This is a genomic window from Maribacter sp. HTCC2170 (assembly GCF_000153165.2).
GTDB lineage: Bacteria > Bacteroidota > Bacteroidia > Flavobacteriales > Flavobacteriaceae > Maribacter_A.
Map to the genome: position 1 here is coordinate 3,566,742 of NC_014472.1, position 25,773 is coordinate 3,592,514.

At 37.8% G+C, this 25,773-nt stretch carries 21 protein-coding genes; 5 read left to right on the plus strand and 16 right to left on the minus strand.

Going from position 1 to position 25,773, the window contains the following annotated elements:
• The first annotated feature begins 12 nt into the window (after positions 1–12).
• The 5 genes from FB2170_RS15680 (at position 13) to FB2170_RS17085 (ending at position 7,235) form a co-directional block, all read left to right on the plus strand.
• Positions 13–1,347, plus strand: coding sequence for an NAD(P)-binding domain-containing protein (locus FB2170_RS15680; protein WP_041632907.1), 1,335 nt, complete (start codon positions 13–15; stop codon positions 1,345–1,347).
• 118 nt (positions 1,348–1,465) lie between these two features.
• Positions 1,466–3,190 carry a cytochrome c3 family protein gene (locus FB2170_RS15685; protein WP_158306098.1) on the plus strand — a complete coding sequence of 575 codons (1,725 nt, stop codon included), beginning with the start codon at positions 1,466–1,468 and terminating at the stop codon, positions 3,188–3,190.
• On the plus strand, positions 3,169–4,839 hold the full coding sequence (locus tag FB2170_RS15690) for a cytochrome c3 family protein (RefSeq protein ID WP_148232120.1): 1,671 nt from the start codon (positions 3,169–3,171) through the stop codon (positions 4,837–4,839). The genes FB2170_RS15685 and FB2170_RS15690 overlap by 22 nt, the downstream gene beginning before the upstream one ends.
• Before the next feature lie 5 nt (positions 4,840–4,844).
• Positions 4,845–6,428, plus strand: a complete 1,584-nt coding sequence (locus FB2170_RS15695) for a hypothetical protein (RefSeq protein ID WP_013307582.1) — start codon at positions 4,845–4,847, stop codon at positions 6,426–6,428.
• Positions 6,429–6,437: 9 nt separating this feature from the next.
• Positions 6,438–7,235 (plus strand): hypothetical protein, encoded by a 798-nt coding sequence (locus FB2170_RS17085; protein WP_013307583.1) that lies wholly within the window; start codon positions 6,438–6,440, stop codon positions 7,233–7,235.
• A 9-nt stretch (positions 7,236–7,244) separates the two neighbouring features.
• On the opposite strand, the gene ccsA is transcribed toward FB2170_RS17085, so the two are convergent.
• The 16 genes from ccsA to FB2170_RS15780 form a co-directional block, all read right to left on the minus strand.
• The gene (gene ccsA / locus FB2170_RS15705) at positions 7,245–10,370 is read right to left on the minus strand and encodes a cytochrome c biogenesis protein (protein ID WP_013307584.1); all 3,126 of its coding nucleotides are present in this window, start codon (positions 10,368–10,370) and stop codon (positions 7,245–7,247) included.
• A 138-nt stretch (positions 10,371–10,508) separates the two neighbouring features.
• Positions 10,509–10,715 carry a DUF2892 domain-containing protein gene (locus tag FB2170_RS15710; RefSeq protein WP_013307585.1) on the minus strand — a complete coding sequence of 69 codons (207 nt, stop codon included), beginning with the start codon at positions 10,713–10,715 and terminating at the stop codon, positions 10,509–10,511.
• 21 nt (positions 10,716–10,736) lie between these two features.
• Positions 10,737–11,042 (minus strand): hypothetical protein, encoded by a 306-nt coding sequence (locus FB2170_RS15715; protein WP_013307586.1) that lies wholly within the window; start codon positions 11,040–11,042, stop codon positions 10,737–10,739.
• A 15-nt stretch (positions 11,043–11,057) separates the two neighbouring features.
• A complete protein-coding gene (locus tag FB2170_RS15720; RefSeq protein WP_013307587.1) occupies positions 11,058–14,252 on the minus strand; it encodes an efflux RND transporter permease subunit in 3,195 nt (1,064 codons plus the stop codon).
• Positions 14,253–14,355: 103 nt separating this feature from the next.
• Positions 14,356–15,435: an efflux RND transporter periplasmic adaptor subunit gene (locus tag FB2170_RS15725; RefSeq protein WP_013307588.1), complete on the minus strand. Its 1,080-nt coding sequence runs from the start codon at positions 15,433–15,435 to the stop codon at positions 14,356–14,358.
• 41 nt (positions 15,436–15,476) lie between these two features.
• Positions 15,477–16,778: a TolC family protein gene (locus FB2170_RS15730; RefSeq protein WP_013307589.1), complete on the minus strand. Its 1,302-nt coding sequence runs from the start codon at positions 16,776–16,778 to the stop codon at positions 15,477–15,479.
• Positions 16,779–16,902: 124 nt separating this feature from the next.
• Positions 16,903–17,556 carry a uracil phosphoribosyltransferase gene (upp, locus tag FB2170_RS15735; protein WP_041633273.1) on the minus strand — a complete coding sequence of 218 codons (654 nt, stop codon included), beginning with the start codon at positions 17,554–17,556 and terminating at the stop codon, positions 16,903–16,905.
• A 126-nt stretch (positions 17,557–17,682) separates the two neighbouring features.
• Complete coding sequence (locus tag FB2170_RS17395) at positions 17,683–17,823, minus strand: hypothetical protein (RefSeq protein WP_158306099.1); 141 nt, start codon at positions 17,821–17,823, stop codon at positions 17,683–17,685.
• A gap of 45 nt (positions 17,824–17,868) precedes the next feature.
• Positions 17,869–19,326, minus strand: a complete 1,458-nt coding sequence (locus tag FB2170_RS15740) for an NAD(P)/FAD-dependent oxidoreductase (RefSeq protein WP_013307592.1) — start codon at positions 19,324–19,326, stop codon at positions 17,869–17,871.
• A 316-nt stretch (positions 19,327–19,642) separates the two neighbouring features.
• Complete coding sequence (locus FB2170_RS15750) at positions 19,643–19,876, minus strand: cytochrome C oxidase subunit IV family protein (protein ID WP_013307594.1); 234 nt, start codon at positions 19,874–19,876, stop codon at positions 19,643–19,645.
• Between the two features lies 1 nt (position 19,877).
• The gene (locus FB2170_RS15755) at positions 19,878–20,459 is read right to left on the minus strand and encodes a cytochrome c oxidase subunit 3 (protein WP_013307595.1); all 582 of its coding nucleotides are present in this window, start codon (positions 20,457–20,459) and stop codon (positions 19,878–19,880) included.
• The gene (locus FB2170_RS15760; RefSeq protein ID WP_013307596.1) at positions 20,459–22,234 is read right to left on the minus strand and encodes a nitric oxide reductase activation protein NorD; all 1,776 of its coding nucleotides are present in this window, start codon (positions 22,232–22,234) and stop codon (positions 20,459–20,461) included. Before FB2170_RS15760 ends, FB2170_RS15755 begins: the two co-directional genes overlap by 1 nt.
• A gap of 18 nt (positions 22,235–22,252) precedes the next feature.
• Entirely contained in the window at positions 22,253–23,029 is a 777-nt protein-coding gene (locus FB2170_RS17300) for a CbbQ/NirQ/NorQ/GpvN family protein (RefSeq protein ID WP_013307597.1), read from the minus strand.
• Positions 23,030–23,035: 6 nt separating this feature from the next.
• Positions 23,036–24,301, minus strand: coding sequence for an alginate export family protein (locus FB2170_RS17305; RefSeq protein ID WP_013307598.1), 1,266 nt, complete (start codon positions 24,299–24,301; stop codon positions 23,036–23,038).
• A 33-nt stretch (positions 24,302–24,334) separates the two neighbouring features.
• Positions 24,335–25,048 carry an iron-sulfur cluster repair di-iron protein gene (gene ric, locus FB2170_RS15775; RefSeq protein WP_013307599.1) on the minus strand — a complete coding sequence of 238 codons (714 nt, stop codon included), beginning with the start codon at positions 25,046–25,048 and terminating at the stop codon, positions 24,335–24,337.
• Positions 25,049–25,063: 15 nt separating this feature from the next.
• A complete protein-coding gene (locus FB2170_RS15780) occupies positions 25,064–25,771 on the minus strand; it encodes an SCO family protein (protein ID WP_193363979.1) in 708 nt (235 codons plus the stop codon).
• Positions 25,772–25,773 lie beyond the last annotated feature (2 nt).

Sequence of the window (25,773 nt, forward strand, 5' to 3'; positions counted from 1 at the left end):
ACACATAATCCGATGAATGACGTTTTATTGGAACAATTGCTCGTTTACGGCACAGTATTCTTACTATGTGGCCTGACCGTCTATATTTATCTCCAGAGGAAGAAAAACAAAACGATGGAAACCGTCAAAAAGGTAGTTGTCGCAAAAGAAGAAGGGCTTTTTGAACCTGTTTCCCTATATCCCTATATTGATTTAAATGAGTGTATTGGAAGCGGGGCTTGTATTACTGCATGCCCTGAAAAAGACATTCTCGGTATTGAAAACGGAATTGCAACAGTCATCAACACCTCTAACTGTATTGGACATGGTGCATGTTTTCATTCTTGTCCCGTGGAAGCCATTTCACTTAGGATAGGTACAGAAAAAAGAGGCATTGACCTACCGCATGTTAGCGAGGAGTATGAGACCAACATCAAGGGCATGTACATTGCCGGAGAATTAGGTGGTATGGGATTGATTAAAAATAGCGTGGAACAAGGGCAACAGGCAATGCAAAGTATTGTCAAAAACAAAAAGCCATCCAAAGAAAATGTTCTCGATGTAGTAATCATCGGGGCAGGACCAGCAGGGATTTCCGCAACTCTTGCCGCTAAAGAACATGGGTTATCGGCCATTACATTGGAGCAAGATTCCTTAGGAGGTACGGTTTATACTTTTCCAAGATCTAAAATCGTCATGACAGCACCAATGAACCTTCCGCTATATGGAAAAGCAAAATTATATGATACCTCAAAAGATGAATTACTTCAATTATGGAAAAAAGTGATTGCCGAACACGATTTAGAAATAATAGAACATACCAAAGTAGAAAGCATTGTTCCATCAGCGGATGAAACATTTAAAATAACAACGAATACCAATCAGGAGTATTTATGTAATCAAGTACTACTGTCAATAGGTCGTAGAGGAACACCAAGAAAACTTGGAGTACCTGGTGAGGATATACAAAAAGTAGCATATCGCTTATTGGAACCTGAACTTATTTCAAATAAAAAAATTATTGTTGTTGGTGGAGGGGATTCTGCCATTGAGTCAGCATTACTCCTAACCAATGAAAATGAGGTTACACTTTCCTATAGAAAGGATAAGTTTTCAAGACTCAAACCAAAGAACAGGGAAAAAATGGAACAGGCAATAGCCGATAACTCGATTCAGGTCGTATATAATTCCAACTTAATGTCCATTAATGAGCAAAGCGTTCTGATTAAAATGGAAGATGGCGAAACCCTTGAATTTGAGAATGACATGGTCTATATCTTTGCCGGCGGAGAGTTGCCAACCAACTTTTTACAAAATGCCGGAATAGAAATCACAAAACGGCACGGGCATATATTGAAAAAACATTGATAATTATTTGAGCATTGACCTAAAGCACATATCGTTTTTATTTATTCTGGCTGTAAGCCTTTCATATGGCCAAATTTCGCCTGGTGACCTTACCAATTCCCATGCCCAATTTGAAGGAATGAGCAATTGCACCCTTTGTCACGATCTAGGGGATAAAGTGTCCGATAAAAAATGCTTGGAATGTCATACTGAGATTCAATCACTTATTAATATCAATAGTGGTTATCATGCGGAATCCACTGTAAAAGCACAAGATTGTTTTGAATGCCATAGTGATCATCACGGGCGTAAATTTGATATGATACGGTTTGATGAAGATAACTTTAATCACAATCTTACGGGTTATAAACTGGAGGGCAAACATGAGCAAATGGATTGTAGAAAATGTCATGTTTCAGAAAACATCGCTGATTCAGAAATCAAGAAAAGAAAAAATACTTTTTTAGGGCTTGATGAAATCTGCCTATCATGCCACGATGATTATCATCAGAATACGTTGGCCAACACTTGTGTTGATTGCCATGGTATGGAAGGTTTTAAGCCAGCTCCAAAGTTTGACCATGATGAGGCTCAATTTCAACTAAAAGGGGAACATGACAATGTAGATTGTCTTGAATGTCATCAAAAAACTATTAAAAACGGCAAGGAATTTCAAGAATTTACCGATTTGTCATTCAATGATTGTATTTCATGTCATGATGATCCACATAACAATCAACTGGAAGGACAATGCATTCAATGCCATACTGAATCGGCTTTTTCCGATTTCGTTGGTAAAGGGAATTTTGACCATAATCTTACCGATTTCACATTAAGGGGAAAGCATAAAACCGAAGATTGTTTTAGCTGTCATTCCAAAACCAGTGATCCTCTGGATGTTTTTCAGGACCAACGAAGTTTTAATGAAAATAACTGCGTAAGCTGCCACGAAGATGTTCATGACGAAAAATTCGGTACGGACTGTGTAAAATGCCATAAGGAAAGTAGTTTCTTGTCTTTGCGCGCCATGGATTTCTTTGATCATACAGTAACTGACTACCCACTGGAAGGAAAACATATTGAAGTTGATTGCAAGCAATGTCATAAAAAAAGGTTCACCACACCCATTGATTTTACTGCATGTACCAATTGCCATGATGATTATCACCGAGGTGATTTCAAGGAAAATGATGTGTCACCCGATTGCGTACAATGTCATTCCTTGGAGAAAGGATTTGATTACAGCCTTTATACTTTGGAACAACACCAGGAAACAAAATTCCCTCTTGAAGGTGCACACAATGCAACTCCTTGTTTTGCCTGCCATGTAAGTGAGGATGACGATAGATGGACATTCAGAAACCTGGGTGAGACCTGTGTTGATTGTCACCAAGATATACACGAGGGCTATATCAGTGAAAAGTATTATCCCCAAGATGATTGCAGAATTTGCCATGTAAATGATGCCTGGACAGCTGTTGCTTTTAACCATGACCAAACCAGCTGGCAGCTAACCGGCAAACATACTGAAGTGTCCTGTAGGGAATGCCATTTCGTCGAAATAGCTGATAATAAGACAAATACCGAACAGAAATTCGCTAACTTAGATACAAAGTGCATTTCTTGTCATGAAAACAAACATGACGAAACCTTTGCCATTGACGGCGTTACGGACTGTACACGATGTCATGTGACCAGCAGTTGGTTTCCGGAAACTTTCAATCACGATTTGACCGATTTTCCTTTAGAGGGAGAACATGCAAAAATTCAATGTAGTGCTTGCCATGAGGTTGCCAGTGCCAATGGCGAAATTGAAGTAATTTATAAAATTCAAAAGTTTAGATGTATCGACTGTCACTTATAATAGTGGTTATGTTAATGGGAATTGCCCCCATTCTCGGCCAATCACCACATGGTGAGCAGTTGAAGATGGACTGTGTGCGTTGTCATAACCCATCGGGTTGGACAATTAACATGCAAACCATTCAATTTGATCACGATAAGACCGACTATCAATTAGAAGGAACCCACCAACAAACCGATTGTAAATTGTGCCATAGTTCCAATGTTTTTGATCAAGCACCTATGGAATGTGCCTCATGCCACACCGATGTGCATAGCCAATCTGTTGGAAATGATTGTATGCAATGCCATGATTCAGAAACCTGGTTGGTCGACAATATTCCTGAACTGCATGAAGCAAACGGTTTTCCATTAATAGGGTCACATGGTAATTTAAGTTGTGTTGAATGCCATACTTCCGAAACCTCATTACGTTTTGATAGAATTGGTAATGATTGTATAAGTTGCCATCAAGATGATTATGCGAGTACACAAAGTCCCAATCATACAACTGCTGGTTATTCTACTGACTGCATTGAATGCCATAATCCTTTAGGGTTTGGGTGGGACTCAGAAAGTATAAACCACGATTTTTTTCCTTTAACAGAAGGACATGATATTCAGGACTGTACACAATGCCATACAACTGATAATTATTCGGATGCTTCACCAGAATGTGTAAGCTGTCATCAAGATGACTATATGGCAACGCAAGACCCAAATCACCAAACCAGTGGATTTTCAACAGATTGTGCATCTTGTCATACTACCAATCCAGGTTGGTCACCTGCAGATATTGGCAATCATGACTTTTTCCCATTGACATTAGGTCACGACATTGAAGATTGTACACAATGCCATACCACAGACAATTATGCAGATGCATCCCCAGAATGTGTGAGCTGTCATCAAAGTGATTATGATCAGACCAGTGATCCAAACCATTCAACTTCCGGATTCTCAACGGATTGTGCGGCTTGCCATACAACCAACCCAGGATGGACTCCTGCGAACATAAACCACGATTTTTTTCCACTTACCTTGGGCCATGACATTCAGGACTGTACGCAGTGCCATACGACTGATAATTATTCGGATGCTTCGCCAGATTGTGTAAGCTGTCATCAAAGTGATTATGATCAAACTAATGATCCCAATCACTCAACTTCAGGGTTCTCAACAGATTGTGTGACTTGCCATACCACCAATCCTGGCTGGACGCCTGCAACGATTAATCACGACTTTTTTCCATTGACTTTGGGACATGATATTCAGGATTGTGCACAATGCCATACCAATGGTTCCTACACTGGTCTTTCACCGGATTGTGTTAGCTGTCACCAAGATGATTACGATCAAACGAATGATCCTAATCATTTAGCGGCTAACTTCCCAACAGATTGTATCGCCTGCCACACAACAAATCCTGGTTGGACACCAGCCGAATTTGACCATGATGGACAATACTTCCCCATTTATACTGGAAAACATAGAGAAGGTGAAGCGTGGAACGATTGTATTGAATGTCATGCCAACCCGGCCAGTTATGCAGATTTCACTTGTTTTACCTGTCATGGACAAACTGAGACCAACAATGACCATAGCGAAGTTGCTGATTATGAGTACGTAAGCACAGCGTGCCTACAATGCCACCCCGATGGCAATAATTAAAATGAATGAAGCATCTATTAAATTTTATAATAGTCTTTATAGTCCTAACCTACAATGTATTTGGTCAAACCAAAGACCCGATACTTAATGGGAAGGTATCATTTGTAACATCGAATAACATTTACGTTAAATTTGATAATACCCAAAACATAGCTATTGGTGATAGTTTAAAACTTAGTAGTACAAAAACCTCTTGTTTGGTTGTAAAGAGTAAATCATCAAGTTCTGTTGTTAGTCAAATCATCAATGATTGCGAAATTCAAAAAGGGGATGGCGTCTTCTTTGTGAACAGGCCTAAAAAAGAAGTCAAAATAGTAGAACCTAAAAAGGAATTTACTCCAGTTGTTTTGGACGCTGATGAATTACAAAAAGAACCTGAATACAAAGAGAAAATACGCGGTAGAATATCTGCTTCAACCTATAGTAATATTTTGAGCAACAGGGATGATAGGCATCGCTTTATGTCTCGCCTTTCAGTGGATGCTGACCACATTAAAGGTTCTAAATTTTCCTTTAACACCTATTTAAACTATCGGTATATCCTTGATCAAAAAGAAACCTCATCATTACAAAACAATAGTTTTTTAAGGGTTTATAATTTGGGTGCAAGATATGATGCAACTCCCACCCTGTCGATCACTTTAGGTCGAAACATCAATCCTAAAATATCATCTATTGGAGCGATTGATGGTCTGCAAGTTGAAAAGTATTTTGGTAATAATTATGCTGGGGCAATAGTCGGTTTTCGACCTGATATCTTTGATTACGGTTTTAATGCCGATTTACTTCAATATGGCGGGTATGTAGGTAATATCATCAAAACAGAAAACTTCTATGCCCAGACCACCCTTGGCGCAATCGAGCAGCGTGGTAATGGTGATATTGATAGAAGGTATACCTATTTACAACACTCAAGTACTCTATTCCGAAACTTGAATGTTTTCTCTTCCATGGAAATGGATATTTTCAGTAAAATTAACAATGAGACCAAAAACGACCTCAGGCTTACCAATTTATACGTTTCCGCGAGATACAGGTTTTCTAGAAAGCTAAATTTGATGCTTTCCTATGATTCTAGAAAACGAATCATCTATTATGAAACCTTTCAAACTGAACTTGAGCGATTGTTGGATGATGATATTGCCAGACAAGGTGTACGGGCAAGAATAAATTTTAGACCCTATAAAAATATTCTTGCAGGCGGTAGTTATAGCAAGAGGTTTCAAAGTGATAGGGACAATAAATCAGATAACATTTACGGTTATTCAACACTTACCAAAGTACCGAAAATTGGTGGCAGATTGTCATTGACCTACAATAGAAACGAGTCTAACTATTTGTTGAGTAACATTGGTGCTGCCAGATACTCAAGAAGCTTTTTAAAAGGAAGATTGAATACTGACCTTTATTATAGATTGGTATTCTATGATTATACCAGCGGCATGGATTCATTGGAACAGCATTATTTCGGCACAAATCTGTCATACAACATCAATAGAAAATTATTGTTCAGTATTTCTGGCGAACTTTCTACCTTTAATGACGAGAACAATATTCGAATTTACTCTAGAATGATACAACGTTTTTAATCAGAACCTATGAAACACATAAACAGGTTGGCACATATTTTAATTGGCTCTTTATTAATAATGGCCTGTAATAATGGTCCAAAAGTGATTCAAGCCTCCGAAGAACAGGAAGAACCTCAAAAAAGCGGCATCTTCACTCCGGACCCATCCACTCAGGTAATTCCAACTTCAAATCAATCTTTTTCGAATGAGTTACATACGGTTTCAGTCAATGAGGTTTTACCGGCAACGAGATATGTTTATCTAAATGTTTCTGAGGGAGACTCCAAGTTTTGGATTGCCACTAGAAAACAAGAAGTAAAAAAAGGGGAAACCTATTTCTATCGTGGCGGGCTTTTAAAAACAGGGTTTGAAAGTAAAGAATATAACAGGGTTTTCGATACTATTTATTTGATTTCAAGCCTCGTATCACAAGACCATTCTAAACATGTGGGTGATTTAAACGTAAACAAACAAAAAAGTAAACCAGTCACTCAAAAAGAAACCATTCCCACGCATACCGATAAGGTAGTGCAACATAAAGGAACACTTAAAATAGCTGAGCTGGTTAAAGATCCGAAAAAATACGAAGGGCATACTATTCAACTAAGTGGTAAATGTGTAAAGGTGAATCCGAATATCATGGACAAGAATTGGATTCATTTGCAGGATGGAAGCAAAGATGATTTTGATCTTGTGATTACTTCAAACACATTTGTTCCAGAAGGGTCAGAAATTACAATACGTGGAACTGTCGTAATGAACAAGGATTTTGGCGCTGGATACACATACGATCTTATTCTTGAAAACGGCACTTTGGTAAAGTAAATCAACTGCCTAGGATATCACTGGATATTTTCGCTTTTTAAAATATGCAAGTGCACTTATTATTATAATCGATACAACTACAACATATACCCAACTAGGAATCGGAATCGGATCTCCCGTTGCATAGGAATGTAATCCAGATAAATAATAATTCACTCCATAATAGGTCATGATAACAGAGGCCAGGCCGAAAATGGTGGCTACATTGTATGCGAACAGTCCTTTTATTTTGGGAATAAGACGCATATGCAAGATAAATGCATATACCAATATTGTCACTAGTGCCCAAGTTTCCTTGGCATCCCAACCCCAATATCTACCCCAGGATTCATTGGCCCAGACGCCTCCTAAATAGGTGCCTACACTCACCATAAACAAACCACCTATTAATGTAAGTTCACTAATATAGGACATCTCCTTTACGATTCTTTTGACCCGTTCTTTGTTGGAATCTCTCATGAAAACCATTAAAACCAGGTTTATGAGTCCAATGATGGCTCCAAGCATCAGAAATCCATAACTACCCGCTTCCAACGAAACATGAATGGTCAACCAATACGATTTTAAAACTGGTACCAAAGGTGTTATTTCTGGATCTAGGAAACTCAATGTAGAAACGAGTAGTATTGTAGCTGCCAAAACCATGGTCGCCGCCAATCCTCCAAACGATTTTCTAGTAAATAACACCCCTGCGAGCGTAGATGTCCATGCAATATAAATCATGGATTCATAACCATTGCTCCAAGGTGCCCTACCCGAAACATACCAACGCAAACCCAATCCGACTGTATGAAGTACAAATCCAACAATCAGTAGAAAGAATAGCACTAGATAGATTTTTCTCAGATTTACTTTTGGTTTAAAAACCGATAAGAAAAGGAAGAACAAAAAGGCTATTCCCAATAGCATATAAAAACCTGCCAATCTTGTAAACACGTTGAGCTTATTAAGTAAAATCTCAGCGTTTATCTTTGATTCAGAGGGCATAATTTGACCACCGTTCTTACTTTGAAAGGTTACCAATTCATCTAGTAAATGGCCTGCATGGGTATAATCCTTAGACACCGTAGCCTTTTGAAGTGCAGTTGTATATGCATTGAAGAAATTATCAGCCACTGTGCTATGATTATGACCATCATCTGCACTATGGTTGTGGGTAGGTTTGGAAACCCATGTGTTATTAGGGTCACTGGGATTAGGTATAATCTTAAGCAACGAGCCAGAAAAAACCATGCTGAGAATGTTCACGCGCTCATCAATCTTCAAAAGTTCTTTTTCATAAATCCCTCTATCAATAGGTTCCAGACCATAAACCCTGCGAACTTCTTCGCGTAACTTATATTTTCCATTGGTTTCAAAAAAATCGGCATAGGAGGCGTAGTCACCGGCCACATTAAGTTTTTTATGAATATCCTTATGTTTTCCCAGTTTGATTATTCCTGTCTTATACCAAGCTTGTTTATTAATGAACATGCTCAGTAAAATTTGGTCCGCAGTCAAATTGTACATGCTTTCCTTGCGAGCCAATTTTCGCATTATTTCGCGTGAAAGCGTATGCACTGGTTTCATTCTACCCTTGAAATCCTGAACCACCAATTGACTGAATTCCTTTGCATGTTCCTTTGAAACAGTATTATTTGCAAAATTGTCGTTATTGGTGTTTTGAGCAGATATTAACGAAGTGGATAAAAACAAGAACAGAATGAACGTTGATGATTTTGCCCTTAACTTCTTGATTTTCTGGGTAACTTGATAAAATCGTGTTTTTTTACTGAAGAATGTCAGTATCATACCTATGGTCAATAAAACATAACCCAAATATGAAATCCATGTTCCCCAGAAGTCATGGTTGACACTGAGGTAGGTTCCGCGTTCATCTTTGTCAAATGAAGATTGAAAAAAACGATACCCAGCATAATCCAAAATATTGTTCATGAAAATACGATAGTCCAAATTTACATTGTTGACCGGATCGTTCAAGGTAACCTCACTGGCATAGGAAGCGGCACTATTGGTGCCCGGGTATTTTTCTAAAATGAACTTGTTGAGTCTTATGTTAAAAGGAACAGTCAGCTTTTTAGCACCATATGAAACTGCCAAACCCAAATCTCCAAAATTCATTTGCTGGGGTCTGCCCTCTACTCCCCGACTACCATAAACATAGGCCTCTTTTGTATCACCATTGACAGTTACGTCAAGTACAAGTGCAGTTAGACTTTCGTTCCTGACTTTTGAATCTTCTGACTCTATATGTACTTTTCCCTGCCCTTTAAAATCAGCAAAAACAAAATTATTCACTCCGTCAGAATATAAAGACCTTAATTTAAGAGGGTTATATTTTCCTAAGGGGTGAATTGTATCCCTTTTCTGAGTAGCCATTACCATTTGTGTCAATGTCTTACTGGTATTCAAAAATAAGGCATCATCCTTCAAGATAATATTTATGGCATCTGGTAATTGGGTATTCTTAAAGTTATAGATAACATTCCGTACTCTTTTCGTCTGACCCTCATTAATGAAGTATTCTTCTCTTCCATTGGCCCCAGCAACAACAATTTGTAGTGTAGGCCTACCATCCATACTTTCGGTCAGCACTTGTTTCGGATTAGGAATGAATTCTTTGACCTTAACTTCGACTAAATCTCCATCAACCAAATATTCCGCTTTCCAATCATTGTTGCCTAAGGAAGCGAAAAGTACGGGCTCGTTAAAATCGTATGTTTTTTTGTTTTTATCAGCTCTGAATTTTAAAAATGCATTTGAAGAAAGAAAGCTATTTGAAGTGGCATTTTCCCGTATATGCATAATACCCTCAAAACTATAATACCTGGTAACTCCCGCACCAATGAGGATTATGATAATGGCACCATGAAAAAGAAGCAAGGGCCACTTCTTTTGTTGCACCATTCGAAATTTAAAAATATTGTAGATGATACTAATGCCAAACAATACTAGTAAAAGCTCAAACCACCAAGATTTATAAATTACTTTTTGGGCCGCAGAAGTACCGAAATCATTTTCTATAAAAGTTGCAGTACCTATGGCTGCAGCAAAAAGTAAAATGTAAAGACCCGCTGCTCGGGTATTGAATAAAGGTTTGGGAAATCTTAAGAATTTAGCAAATATGTTCCTCATTGAATAGTGATGTGGGTCTATCAAATTTAAATGAAATTATTTAGACTTGACCAACCATATCACTTACTTTCGATGAAGTAATGTAGTAATAATAACCATTTCCACTGATTCCAAGACTTTGAATCGTGGTTAAGTTTTTTAAACCGAACAGCTTTCGCCCCCAGGTTTAGCCCCTAATTTCACCAATATCTTCTCTAATAAACACCATTTGGTAAATGCAGATTGAATCATATTGACTCCAATAAACAAGGTGAACCACAGCCAATGCTCGCTATGAAACATTGCCCCTAATCCGCTGATTAACACAAAACTACCAACTGCTATTCTAAAATACTTATTTAACATTTTAATCGATTTTAATTCTTATTAAATACTTCGTTCAATGGGAGCTACAACTGCCTTGATTGGGTTATTGGTTTCCAACTTCATATTAAACTCCTTGATAAGTCCAAAGAGTACATCAATTTTCTCGTCCTCAGTAAATGAGAAGAACAAACTGGATTCTACTCCTCCCCTCACATTGGGAAACCAACTGGATTTCATCAACAAGGAGGCTGGGGTTTTATAACCATCAATCTCCGAGCCGCTGAAATTTTCTATTTCGGCCTTTTTAAAAAGTTTTATAACTTCTTTCTCAAATTGTTCTACCACGGTAACCAATAATAGTTTCATATGCTTAATTTTTTCTTATTTATGGTTTTTACGCTCAATCATATAATATACCAAAGGCACTACCAAAAGCGTAAGCACTGTCGATACGATAGTACCTCCCATGAGTGAAATCGCCAGTCCCTGGAATATAGGATCAAAAAGAATAACGAATGCACCGATTACCACAGTACCCGCAGTCAATAGAATCGGAGTTGTACGTACGGCACCAGCTTCAATAACTGCCTGTTTTATCGGTACTCCCTCAGCAAGCCTAAGATTTACAAAATCGATTAAAAGAACCGAATTACGAACCATGATTCCAGCTAAAGCGATCATTCCGATAAATGAAGTTGCCGTGAAAAATGCACCCAATAACCAATGCCCTAAAACAATACCTACCATTGATAATGGAATAGCAACCATCATAACAATTGGTGCCTTAAAATTCTGAAACCACCCAACTATTAATATGTAAATGATTACAATTACCCCAAGAAACGCAATGCCAAGATCACGGAACACCTCTAAGGTTATTTGCCATTCACCATCCCATTTAACCGTATAATTGTCCTCAAAATCTGGTTGTTTAATGTACAATTCATCAACAGAATAACCCTCAGGGAGGTTAAGTCCTTTCAATTTGTCGGTCATACCCAAAATGGCATATACCGGACTCTCCAACTCACCCGCCATATCAGCCATCACATATACCACACGTTTTTGGTTCTTTCGATAAATGCTTTTTGCTTTTGTGGACTCCCTGATTTCAACCAAGTCACCAATAGTGATCATATTACCTTGTAGTGATTTGACCTTTAATTGGGAAATATCACTAATAGTGGATTTTTCTTTTTCATCCAAGGCAAGTATCAACCCTACTTGATCAGTAGCATCCTCATCATATAAATTGGTCACCGCCCTTTCTGACAATGCCATATTCACGGTATGTGAAATCTGTTGTGGCACGACTCCATAGAGCATTGCTTTTTCCTTATCAATTATGAACTCATATTCAGTTTGATCAGCTTCAACCATCCAATCCACATCAACAACATCATCAGTATTTTTCAAAATACCTTGGACTTGATTAGCAATATCAATTTGTTTATCATAATCTGGACCATATATTTCACCAACAATAGTCGACATAACAGGAGGCCCTGGCGGTACCTCAACAATTTTTACATTGGCGTTAAATTTTGCTCCTATTCGTTGAATCTCGGGACGTAATAGACTCGCTATTTCGTGACTTTGCTCGCTACGTTCACCCTTATCAATAAGATTCACTTGAATATCGGCCATATTACTGCCTCCTCGCAAATCGTAATGACGTACCAGCCCATTAAAAGTTATGGGAGCAGATGTTCCCACATACGATTGATAATTAATTACTTCTGGTCGCGTAGAGAGGTATTGAGCTATTTCTTTGGCAACTACCCCGGTTCTTTCCAAGGTTGTACCCTCTGGCATATCTATCACCACCTGAAACTCGTTCTTATTATCAAATGGCAACATTTTTACAGCCACCGATTTAGTAAAGAACATACCAACAGATAAAATCAACAGCAAGAAAGTAATTCCCAAGAACAACCATCTCTTCTTTCTGTTTTCGATAAGTGGCTTTTCAAATTTTTCATACATCCGATAGATAAAAGATTCCTCCATAGGTTTCTCCTCTTTCGCTTTTTCTCCACTTTTCTCTTTTTCCCTTAAGAAAATATAACCTAGATATGGTGTAATCGTCAATGCAACGAAAAGTGATAATAACATGGCAATAGATGCCCCAATGGGCATTGGAGACATATAAGGCCCCATAAGACCCGAAACAAATGCCATTGGCAATACCGAAGCAATCACCGTGAATGTTGCCAAAATTGTTGGGTTACCAACTTCATTAATCGCATATAAGGCGGCTTGCTTAAAAGGCAAGCGTTTCATTTTAAAATGCCGATGCATGTTCTCCGCGATGATAATAGAATCATCAACCACGATACCAGTTACAAAAACCAACGCAAAAAGTGTGATACGGTTTAAGGTATAATCCAGCATATAATAACTCAACAAGGTCAACGCAAATGTGATGGGTACCGATAAGAACACTACTAAACCACCACGCCAACCCATGGCCAACATCACCACAAAAGTCACGGCGATGATTGCACCTATCAAATGCATCAACAACTCTGATACCTTATGAGAAGCAGTTTCACCATAGTTTCTGGTAACTTCAACATGCACGTCATCTGGAATCAAATTCTTTTTTAGATGCTCAACCTTATCCAAAATAATGTCGGATATTTTCATAGCATCAGCGCCTTTGCGCTTCGCAACTGAAATAGTAACTGCTGGGTATTCAGATTTAAAATCAGCTGCCTTTTCACTTGCTTGTCCAAAGCCTAATGAAACATAATTTTTTGGAAGCTCAGGACCATCTTGAACGCTGGCAATCTGCTTTAAGTAAATCGGTCTATTTTGCTGAACACCAACAACTAAATTCTCAACATCATCAACACTTTTTAGGAATTCACCGGTGGTCACCATGAATTCAGTATCGTTCCTATCAAAAGAACCACCACTCAATTGTTGGTTATTGGCCTTTATCATTTGTGCCACAGAAAGAAAATCCAAACCACTTTCTGCCATTTTTTCCTTATCAAGAACAACGCGCAACTGTCTGTTTCTGCCTCCTATCTTTTGCGTGGCCGAAACATCATTGATTTTCTCAATCTCATCAGTCAGTTCTTGGGCAATCTGCTTAATGCGATAATCATCATAGCTCTCACTCCATAATGTAAGTCCCAACATATGAACATCATCAATACCGCGGGTCTTCACCAAAAGAAAAGTAACTCCTTCAGGCATAATATCCATGTGCTTATTGATCTCGTTATAAAGTTTCACGAATGAGCGTTCAATATCCTCACCCACATAAAACTGTACAATGACCATCCCCTGCTCTTTCATCAACGTGGAGTAAACATATTCTACCCCTTTGATGTTCGATATCAGCTTTTCCAAGGGTTTTGTGACCCTTGATTCCACCTCAGTAGGGCTTGCTCCGGGGTATCCTACAAAAATATCTGCCATTGGCACATCAATCTGTGGCTCCTCTTCCCTCGGAATCAAAAACGAACTGTAGACTCCGATGACCATGAATACGACCATTAAGAGTACCGTTAATTTAGATCCTATAAATGATTTGGCAATTTTGCCAGCTAATCCTTCTTTCATTCTATTGATTATTAAGTTCTAGAGCGTTCGGGCGGGCTTTCACCAGTCGCTTTTTTATTCAAAAAGAGCTCCAACAATGGTTCAATCCCTATCGCGACCTCATTTACTGGATACTGATTTTAGCACCATTGAATAATTTCCCTTCTGCAGAAACTATGTACTGTTCTTCTGCCGTTAAACCCGCTAGCACCTCTATCTGGTCACCTATGGTACGACCTAAGCGTAACCAACGCAGCAGAGCAGTATTACTTTCACTTACCGTATAAACTCCTGTTAACTGTCCATTATTGACAATTGCATCCAACGGGATCATTACTGTTTCGGAAGTTTCATTTTTAGCGACTGGAAAACGTACAGTAGCGTACATTCCAGACATTATGTTAACATCCGATTTATCCAATTCAACCTTTACCATGAATTGTCCGCCTGTATTTTTTGCAGAGGTACTCACTTCGACTACTTTACCTTTTACCGTTTCTTCCAGTGACTTTAATACAACATCAACTTCTGTATTTGCTTTGATTTGCAATATTTCAGATTCTGGCACCATGGCCAATACCTGAAATTTACCAGGAGATTCAACTTCCAATAATGGCATTCCAGGGTTTGCCATATCACCGACGTTTATGAATTTATTGGTCACGGTTCCGGTAAAGGGGGCTCGAATATTTGCATAAGAGAACTGGGCATTCACCTCATTTTTCATTTGTTTTGCTCCCTCAAGCCTTGCTTTTGCCATATTATAGTTGGCAGTTATATCATCCAATTCCTTTTGACTCGCACTATTCTCATTGAAGAGAGCAGTAAACCTTTTATAGTCCTTATCTGCATTGGTATAAGCAGCTCTTGCCTCGGTAATACTTGCGTTTACTTGCCCTAGTTTAGCTGTAAGGTCTGTATTGCTAATACTTATGAGTTGTTGCCCTTTTCGCACCTTGTCGCCAACCTGTACGTAGATCTTATCTACATGTCCCATCATTCGTGTACTTAGATTAGCGCTATTCACGGCTTCTATTTTACCACTAGCTGAAAGAAATGAGCTATTGCCTTTTTTATTGACTGCGCTAACGGATACAGTAACCGCGGGGGAATTATCAGTTACCGTTTTTTTATTTCCGTCACCACAATTTGCAAAGAGTAACCCTATTGCAAAAAATGTTATTATATGTTGTTTAGTTTTCATTCTTATTTTCTATTTAATTCGGTTGTTTAACTGCATGTTTTTTATTCCCTTGTTAAAAATTGTACATAAGCCAATGCATAATTATGCTGGAATATCGTGGCATAATATTCCAATTGCTTCTGGGAGTATTGCGCTTCAGCCATAAGAAGTTCTGTTGTTTTCTCAAGACCTTGCTCAAAACGATTGGTTCTAATTCTAAGCGACTCTCTTGATTGTTGTAAGGCTAGGGCCGTAAGCTCCAAGTTGTTCTTGGCATCTTGAAGCATACGTTTGGCCCTATTCAGCTCTACCTGACTTTCAGCTTTATATTGACTTAGTTCTAATTTCGATTTCTCGTATTCTGCCTTGCTCTTTTGAGCTTTCCCTATTCGTTTTGAACCTTCGAAAATGTTCCATTTTAATTCTGCCCCAAAAAGATATCCGTCAGCATCACCTTGGAAAACTTCATCATCATGTAATTCGTAGGTTCCAAATGCATTCAATCTGGGTAGAAAGCTCATTTTATCTGCCTTATGCATTTGTTTATAGGCCTCAGAAGCTTTAGAAATTGCTTGTATATCTTTTCTGTTCTCGGGAAGATTTTCACTAACCTCACTGGAAACAACCACTAATGAATCTGCGGGTTGTAAGGTTAAATAGTTATCATCATTCATTAAAACCGATAATTGGTTCGATGCATTTTTAATATTACTCTTGGCGTATTGCAACTGATTATCAATTTCAGTTACCCGTACTTCAACAGCCAAAACATCGGATTTTTGCAGATATCCCTGCTTAAAACTATTATCTGCCAATCTTTTGTTCTCCATTGCCACTTCTTTGGCCTTTCGCAATACCTCAACGGTCTTATAAGTCAATTGTAGCTGCATATATGCTTTGTCAACCTCTAACTGTATATAATCCTGCTTACGGTCAGCTTGCAGTTCTGTAGCATTCAGTTTAGCTTTGGCTGCTTTCCTTTGATAGATTCCATCAATATTCAAAAGAGGCTGCTGAACCACGATTCTCGTGGCATAATCCTCTATCTGATTTGGATCATTGAGCAATGCTGGATTAAAATCCGCTGATGTCAAAATCTCCTGATTCAATTTTGAACCAAATGCCATTAAAGGATTCGTAGTTGCAATACCCGTATGGGAAATACTGATGTTCGGTAGCAATATGGCATTGGTTTGATTGTAATCGCCCTTTGCCGCCAGAACATCCTGCTGCGAAATCTTTAAGGTGTTGTTTTCGGCAAGTACCTTAGATAGCACCTCATCCTTGGTAATAAGCACCGTTTCTTGCGCATGCATAGAATTTGCAGTTCCAAAGAGTACCATTATCAAAAGTAGTTTCTTCATTATCCATTCAATTTGTGGCAAAATTAGATGGACAAAAAAGACTTGGCAGTAACTTATGTTACCAAGGAAATATGATTTGGGTATGCTAGGATAGAAGAAATCTATCTAGGTAATCTACAAGTAATTAAAGCTTGGGACCAAAGGCAAGATCACCTGCATCACCTAATCCAGGAATAATATAGCCCTTACGGGTTAGCTCATCATCAATGGCTGCAATCCATAGATGAGTGCCTTTAGGAAATACCTTTTTAATATATTCCACACCCTCTTTTGAACCAATGACCGATATTATATGAATCTGTTTTGGTTCTCCGTGACTTTTAAGTACTTCGAGAACATTTTCCAAGGTTCTGCCTGTTGCCAGCATTGGATCTGTAAGCACTAAAGTTTTATTTCCTAATGATGGGGCCGCAAAATATTTTACGATGACCTCAAATTCATTTCCGCCATTGGGGTGATGTCTGTAGGCTGAAATAAAAGCATTTTCAGACCTATCAAAGTAATTCAACAATCCTTGATGTAAAGGATTACCGGCACGCAATACAGAGCACAACACCAGTTCATCAATAGGTAGGGCAATATCTTTGGTGCCAAAAGGTGTTTGAACAGTTTTGGTATCATAATTCAGGGTTTTGCTCATTTCATAACAAAGAACTTCTCCAATACGCTCAATATTTCGCCTAAAACGCATGGGGTCTTGCTGAATATCCACATCACGGATTTCGGCTATAAAACGATTTAAAACTGAAAATTCTTTTTCAAAATGATGCACAACCATATCACGAAAATTTAACATCTAAAGTACGCCATTGGCGCCTATAATTCTTGTGTAAAACTACAAAAAGGCACTCGTCTTTCGAGAGTGCCTTTTTCAACAACCAAACAAATCAATGAAATATGGACATCATTGATCAACTTTTCGGGTTCCCCCGTGGCCACCAGCAACAATGACCAATACTTTTAAACTTAAATAGATGAACTTAAAAAACTGAATAATCGGGTTCATCATGTAAAAACGTTTCATTCTAGATATTCTACGTGTCATATCTTATCTCTTTTATTCTGGAATCAACCTTTTTCGGTTTGATTCCTATTCTGGAATCAACCACCAAAACGGTTTCATTTTGGCCTTGTATAAAAATGCATAGTGCAATGCCAATTTCAACCAATGTCCTGCCAGTCCAATTTCTCCAAAGGTTTTACCTAATTTCCTCCCCTGGGTATCTGGGTATTTCTTGTAATCAGGGATTATTGGGAATGTTGTTATACTAATTCCACTTCCTTTTGTCAATCCATAGCCGGCTGAAGCTATACAAGCAGCCCCCATATTACCCATTGAGCCTTTATGGTGTAATGATGGTTTCTTATTCTTTATCGTGTCAATGATATTATCCGCTACCAACTTAGCTGTAATTCCCGAGGGCATTCCTGTTCGTGGTGGTGATGGTGAAATTGGTGTGCCATTCTTACTAACCCGTGGTTTGGATATAGGGTGCGGGGGAGCAAATGCAATACCTGGAGCAAAAATATTTTTGTATGTTGGATTTTGATAGGTTTCCGGCCAATCTTGTACCGACCATTCTTCATAGGGTTTTGGAGTATAATCGGCATCTACGATCATAAAACCTTTGAATAGTTTATCGGTAATATCAGAATTATTCTTATCAAAAGCCTTGAATCCATGTCCTGAAAAAGCAGGTATCAACATGGCAAAGTCATAAGTCTCCGATTTATATTCCCCATCTAAAGTTTCGTAATGGGCGACACCATCTTCAATTTTATTCACTCCTGCCCCAATGATCCATTTGATACCACGGTCTTCAAAAACCATTTCTACCATTTCACTGGATTTCATAATATTACTACCATAACTCAATAGCATACCATCCATGCCAAAATCGCCCAACTTAGGCTCATTGGCTATCCATGTCAATTCTACATTATCCCGCACTCTATGTTTTCGTAATTCCTGCTCAACATTTAATATATATTCAAATGCGGCTCCCTGGCAAGTGGATTTTGCATGACCTGTCCCTATTAATATCTTGGCCTTTTTACCCTGCTTCAATTCTTGGATCAATTGATCCAATGCATGCCAGGCTTCTGTAGCGTGTGTATACGTACAGACCGAGTATGCTTTATTTGTTGCTGGAGAAAGGCCCTCTGTCATATCAAATGCCAACTTGGGTCCTGTAGCATTTATTAAATAATCATAGGTTACCATCTCTCTATTACCTGTTTCTTTACCTGCTACATATTCTACGACAACATAGGGATCATTTATTTCTGAATCTCCTTCAGGATGAAAGGTGGTTACCTTGGCCTGTTTATAATCTATTCCTTTTTTCTTGTATAGTGGTGCCAATGGAAAAAGAATATCCTTAGGTTTCATTCTTCCGATACCTACCCATATATTTGAAGGAATCCACTGGTAATTACTGTTTGGGGAAACAACCACAACTTCATGTTCTTTGGAAAGTTTTCTTCTAAGGTGGGATGCGGCCACATGACCAGATATACCCGCTCCCAAAACAACAATTCTTGACATTATCTTAATATTTGCAGTAAAATTCGGATTAAAATAAAATCTATACTGCCACCTTTGTTACACAAAAAGGCGCCCTTCATATGAAGGGCGCCTTTTTCAACAACCAAACAAATCAATGAAATATGGACGTCATTGATCAACTTTTCGGGTTTCCCCGTGGCCATCAGCAACAATGACCAATATTTTAATTCTTTGTAAAGTTGAAACTTAAACAACACATGTACTGCAACCTTTGTTACATATAAAAAAAAGAGTGTCAAAAATTTGACACTCCTTTTAAATAATTTGAGCTAATATTTAGCTTCTACATATTATGTCATTGTTCAAAAAGGAACAATATGAGCACCACAAAGAGTATTAAAAATACAAGTAGTGATACTTTCCAAAAAATATGTGCCTTTTTGAGTTCCATAAAGTAAAATGAAACACCGATAAATTTTAATGCAGCCAAAATCATTATTACAGTAACATAATTAACATAATAGGCAGCAACTATTGACAAAACGGTTAGCACAATCAAACCAGTGTAAATTTTAGCTGTCTTTTCCATATTAAAACAATAAATAGATTACAGGGAACAAGAGTAACCAAATTAAATCACACATATGCCAAAATGCAGCACTGGCCTCCATATCATCAATAGAAACCGTTGATATTTCCTTTTTTAATCCAAAATAAACCGAAGCCAAAATAACTAACCCAACAATTACATGTATGACATGAAATAGGGTCAACATCCAATAAAAAGTAAAAAAGGTATTGTGCCCTACGGTGAGTCCTGCATCAATCTTAAAGTAATACTCCACACTTTTCAATGCCAAAAATAAAAGTCCACCAAACATCGTGAGTTTTAGAAAGAATAGAGACCTGTTTTTTTCATTGCTTTTTAAATAGCCTACCGAACGCGCCATGAAATAACCACTGGAAATCAAAAACAAGGTGTTTATGGTACCAATAGATGCATTTAACTGCAATCTTGAGTTATGAAACATTTCAAATTCTTGCCTACCATAATAAACCATCGCGACTAGTGCAGCACCAAAAGTAAGCAGCTCTAAAAAAATTATAATCCACATAAGAACGCCGCCCGGTGGATAGTAAATACTTTTATGATCAATAGCTCCGGATTTCATTAGCTCTGGTGTTTAATCTTTTCATACAGTTTTACCAATGATTGTAACAGTTCAACCGGAGTGGTTAGAATCTGATAATGGTTTTGACCGAACATTTGTGGCAAATAATATTTGGCCTGTGCTTCAATAGCCAAGGCATAGGAATTTATCTGACGTTCATTGAGTTCTCTTAGGGCCTGCTTCACGTCATTTACTCCATATTTACCCTCATATTTATCATAGTCATTGGGTTTTCCATCTGAGATTAGAACTACCCATTTGTTCTTGGTGTCTCTTTTATCCAATAGGGCGCCAGAATGTCTTAAAGCTGCACCAATACGCGTATAACCACTTGGTTCAACAGCACCCACCTTGAATTTGGCTCGGTTCCAATCTTCATCAAAACCTTTAATGGTCAAATAGGTGGAATGGTTTCTGGTCTTCGAGTAAAAACAATCAATTGAAAAATCAATATTGAATTCGTTCAAAATCTCACCAAACAAAATAGAAACCTCTTTTTCTACATCGATAACCCTATTGCCGGCAGCATAACCATCACTGGATAAACTGATATCCAATAAGAGCAAAATAGAAAGGTCCTTTTCTTTTTTTCTTTTTGACAAATAAATTTTTTCTGATGGAGTATGCCCTGAATGCACATCAACGAACAAATCGGTAATAGCATCAATATCAAATTCTTCTCCCTGAGTCTGTCGTCGCTGCTGTTGGAATTTATTATTGACCGTAGTCAACATTTTACGCAAACCTGTTAATGTGGAATTGTTCTTGGCAATGGTTCTCTTGTAATAATCAACATCGGCCTTTAGATTTGTCTTGGGATAGACCTTGCAAAAATCTTCTTTATAAGATCTTGTCGAATAATCCCATTCATCGTAAGTTACATGATAACTTGAAGAATTGTTCTCTGCACTTTCTGCGATGGTTGTATTCTCAATAAACTCTGCCTGGTATACCGAATGTGCGGTGTCATCAACACGAACGGTATATTTCATATTCAAATCCTCTAACGCATTGGAGTGTTCGTCAAGTTCATCATCACCATCCATGTCACGGAAGTTGCCACCAAATTCCTCTGCTGTTTCTACTTTTTCAAATTGATGTTGCAATACAGCATCATCCATCTGTTTTTGGTCTATTTGTACGGAAATAATCTCTTCAACAGCATTTGATTTAAGTATGGTCTCAGGCTTTTCTTCTTCCGCTTTTTTTACCTTATCGGTAAAATTCTCTAATTGTTTTGATGCCTCATTATCCGGTACATCACGCATCCATTTCCCATAAATAAAGGAATAATCGACCAATTGTTCATTTTTTGAAATCTCCTTATAATATGATTTGAATTTTTCGTGGTATTCTTTTGTTATCGGAAATTGCTCAAACAAAGAACTCAATACCTGTTGAGAGTTCTCAAAAGACTTTTTCTGGGATTCTTTGAGTTCGTATTCTTGATTGTCTTTCCAATTCAAATCCAAATTCTTTTGAACGGATAAATACAGGATACGAAATAAGTAAAAAGCAATATTTTCATCAGACGATTGAAAATCTGCAAACTTAGTTGGAAGAAAAAAATTATCATTTCTATAACCTCCCTCCCGCTCTGCATCATAAATCTCTATTGCTCTGCCGGTAATGGCACGGGCAAAAATGGTTAAACGTGGCTTCAGGTCTTCTAGTTTTACCGTATGCGCAATTTGCTCCTGCTTTGCCTTTTTCCGTCTTTTAAAATAGTGGGCAAATTTGGTGAAGAGATACTCATCGGGTTCAAACTCAAACATACTTCCTTGATAAAACTATTAGATCATTAAATCGCACAGATCTTTTAGAGCCTCAACAACCTCTAGATCATCTGTTAAGGGCTCAACTACTGCTACCCTAACTGAAAGTCTTTTGGGCAGCCCGCTATGAATCAATTTTGCAGCATCAACCAACAATCGCGTCGAAACTGTTTCTGTTAATCCAAGTTCAGTCAAATTCCTTATTTTGGTAGCTATATTCACTAATTTTTTTGCTGTCCCCTCGTCAATCTCAGTTTCAGAAACCAATATTTCTTGCTCAATTTTAGCCTCGGGATAATCAAAGGAAACTGCAACGAAACGTTGCCTAGTTGACGGTTTCAGTTCTTTGAACCCACGTTGGTATCCTGGATTAAAGGATGCTACCAACATAAAGTCTTCATGGGCTCTAACAGTCTCTCCTAGTTTATCAATAAACAATTCGCGTCTGTGATCGGTTAAAGAATGTATGGCAACGATAACATCAGGTCTTGCCTCTGCTATTTCATCCAAATAAATTATAGCGCCTTCCTTTACTGCCATAGTCAAAGGACCGTCCATCCATACCGTCTCAGCTCCTTTAATGATATAACGACCTATTAAATCTGTAGAAGATGTTTCTTCATGACAAGAAATAGTTAGCAATTTCTTGCCCAACTCATGGGCCATGTACTCAATAAACCTAGATTTACCAGTACCGGTTGGCCCTTTAAGTAAAAAAGGAATTTTACTCTTATAGGAATGTTCGAATACCTCAACTTCTTTGCCTATGGTATGATAATATGGTGCTTCTATCACGTGATCTTAGTTTGTTTGTGGTGAATATGAAAATAATTTTGGTTTAAAGGTAAACATTACCCATGCCCAACTATTATTTGCGTCTTTATCTCCTCCTTTTAATACCTCCATTGTTTCTGTGGCGAATATTTTTGAATAGCCAGCGTTCAATGCAATATTATCGGCCAATTTATAACCAATTGTTAGGTCAATTTCTGTTCCCAATCCATTATCCATTTTCGTTGCCCCATTATATACATCTGCTGCAGCTGAGAAAATATGTGGAATTATTTTGGCTGAAAACTTATCCTTACTAAACCCAAGAGAAGCATAAATATCAGTTAGACCAACAGAACCTCCATGATTGCCAACATAAAAATAATCCATCCAACCATTAAATTTATGGTTAGTCCCGAATAATGGAGCAAAGGATTTGACATCAGCGTTTGTATCATTTTGATCTTTCCCTGAAAGATACTCAAAACCACCTCCGAGTGAAACATTATCACTAATCTTATAGCCCACATTACCAGAAAAATACGATGCGCTTACATCAGTATTTCTAGTTTTTCCAGTCTGCAAATAAACTGCCCCATCCGCATTGAAATCTCCAGATTTATAGGTTACTCTTGGACCGAACGTCATTGTATAATCAATGGTTTGTTCATCAGAACTGTCCAAATATTCTATTCCTGTATTCAGAGCCAAAACACTTAATCCGAATTTATCAAAAGCACCGTGATACCATACATACTGAAGTGATTTATAGCCTGCAGCATTACTGTATAGATTATCTATTCCAGCCTGACTGTCTGCATTGAGTGCCAATCCAAAATCTAACTTGTTATTCTCATCAGGAACGAATTTCAAGACAAAAGCGTCATGGCTTCTGGCCTGTTGTGCCCAACCTACATTACCAAAAATACGGTGGTCATCATAAACAATTTCTTGTCTACCCAGCTTTAACGAAAGCTTGTCCGATAGTATGGCTTCAGCCCATGCTTCATGTAAGGCATTGGCATTGTCGTTGGATGATAAAGTACTTACATCTCCCCATACTCTAACATTCTGTAACGAAACACCCAATCTTATTTTTTCCTGTTTAAATCCAAAATTCAAGCGAGTTCGCTGTGATATAAAATTTGCACCATCTACATCGTCATTAATAAGGGTCTTGACCCCATGGGTATTCTCATACCTAGGTCTGACCTCCGCTGATAAATCAAACTGCTGTGCAGAAATTGTATTTGAAAAAAGGGTAAGCAAAACGAATAAAAAAAACATTTTTTTCATAATCGTAAGTATTAAATAGAGTTGTATTATCCTTTATAAAGACTTTTCTAATTGGATGGCTTTTGGAAATAAAATATTGTTTTCTAAATGAATATGTTGATGCAGGTCTTGCTCAAATTCTTCTAACTTGGCGTAAAGTGCCCTGAACGTATTACATGCGTCTTGAGGTGGAGTATAGTTATTGGTCAACTGCGCAATTTTTTTAAAAGCATCGCCTGCACCCTCATGTTCCTCGAACATAGTTTTAATTGGATTACTAACACTTCCGAAATCAGCGAGTCCGATTCTGGTCTCCTCTTTTTCTGCTTTTACCATCTGCTTTACATATGGAAAAAGAATGGTTTCCTCATCTTTCAAATGGGCTTTTAATTCTATGGACACCTCCCCAAAAAGGGTGTTTATCTCAATAACTTCTTTATAATGATGACCATGAACTTCTGCAACCCTAGCTGAATATTGAAGAATTAGGGGAATTGATTCAGTTACATAGGCATGATGAATATTTACAATATGATCAATTAGAAACCCGAGTTCCCATTTATCATAATCATAAGCTTTTTGGGTTTTATCAACAAGTTGTAGTTCTTCTACTAGTTTTGAGAAATCCACATTCTTTTTCTCACATGCTTTATTTATACTTATGCCACCACCACAGCAAAAATCAATACCATATTTCTTAAAAATATGGGCTGTCTTAATATTTTCGGTTACCGTTTCGCCTACGGTTTTATTCTCTGTAATTATCATGATTATTCTTTTTCGTTATTTCAACAAGTTTTTAATCTCTTGTACCGTTTCCTTATTATCTACTCCTAATCCCTCTTGTTGATGAACTAATTCACCAGCAGCGTTAAATACACTAATAATATTCGAATGAGAAAAGTCTATAGGTGATATTTGCTTATACTTTACAGCTAATACATTGGCAAACTCTCGTACACCACTCATAGACCCTTGAAGAAATGTCCATTGCTCGCCGTCCATTTGATTTTCAATTGCAAAAGCCTTCAAACGTTTTGGAGTATCTGTTTCTGGATCAATACTAATTAAAACATATTGCAAATCATCAGTATTATTTTCAGGAATCTGTTTTGATATGTTTCGCATATCTGCAACAAGTCTAGGACATGCTGCCTTACATGTGGTATAGATCATTACCATGACCAAGGGCTTTCCTTTCAAATCTTTTAATTCAATTGTTTTCCCCTCTTCGGTGTTCCATTTAGAGGTTAAATTGAATATTGATTCTTCAGAAATTTCATCTGTATTGGCTAGTATTGGCTTGTTTTCCAATAAGACCAAATCCATTTTACAAACGGGGCAACTACCTTCAGATTCATAGGTCTTATCACCTTCGCACTCCATTGGGCAATGATAAGCCACCTGATCTTTATTTGTTTTTTTTGTATTGCATGATGCAAAAGACATGCAGGCTACAAAAAGGAATAATACATATTTAGAGAAATTCATTT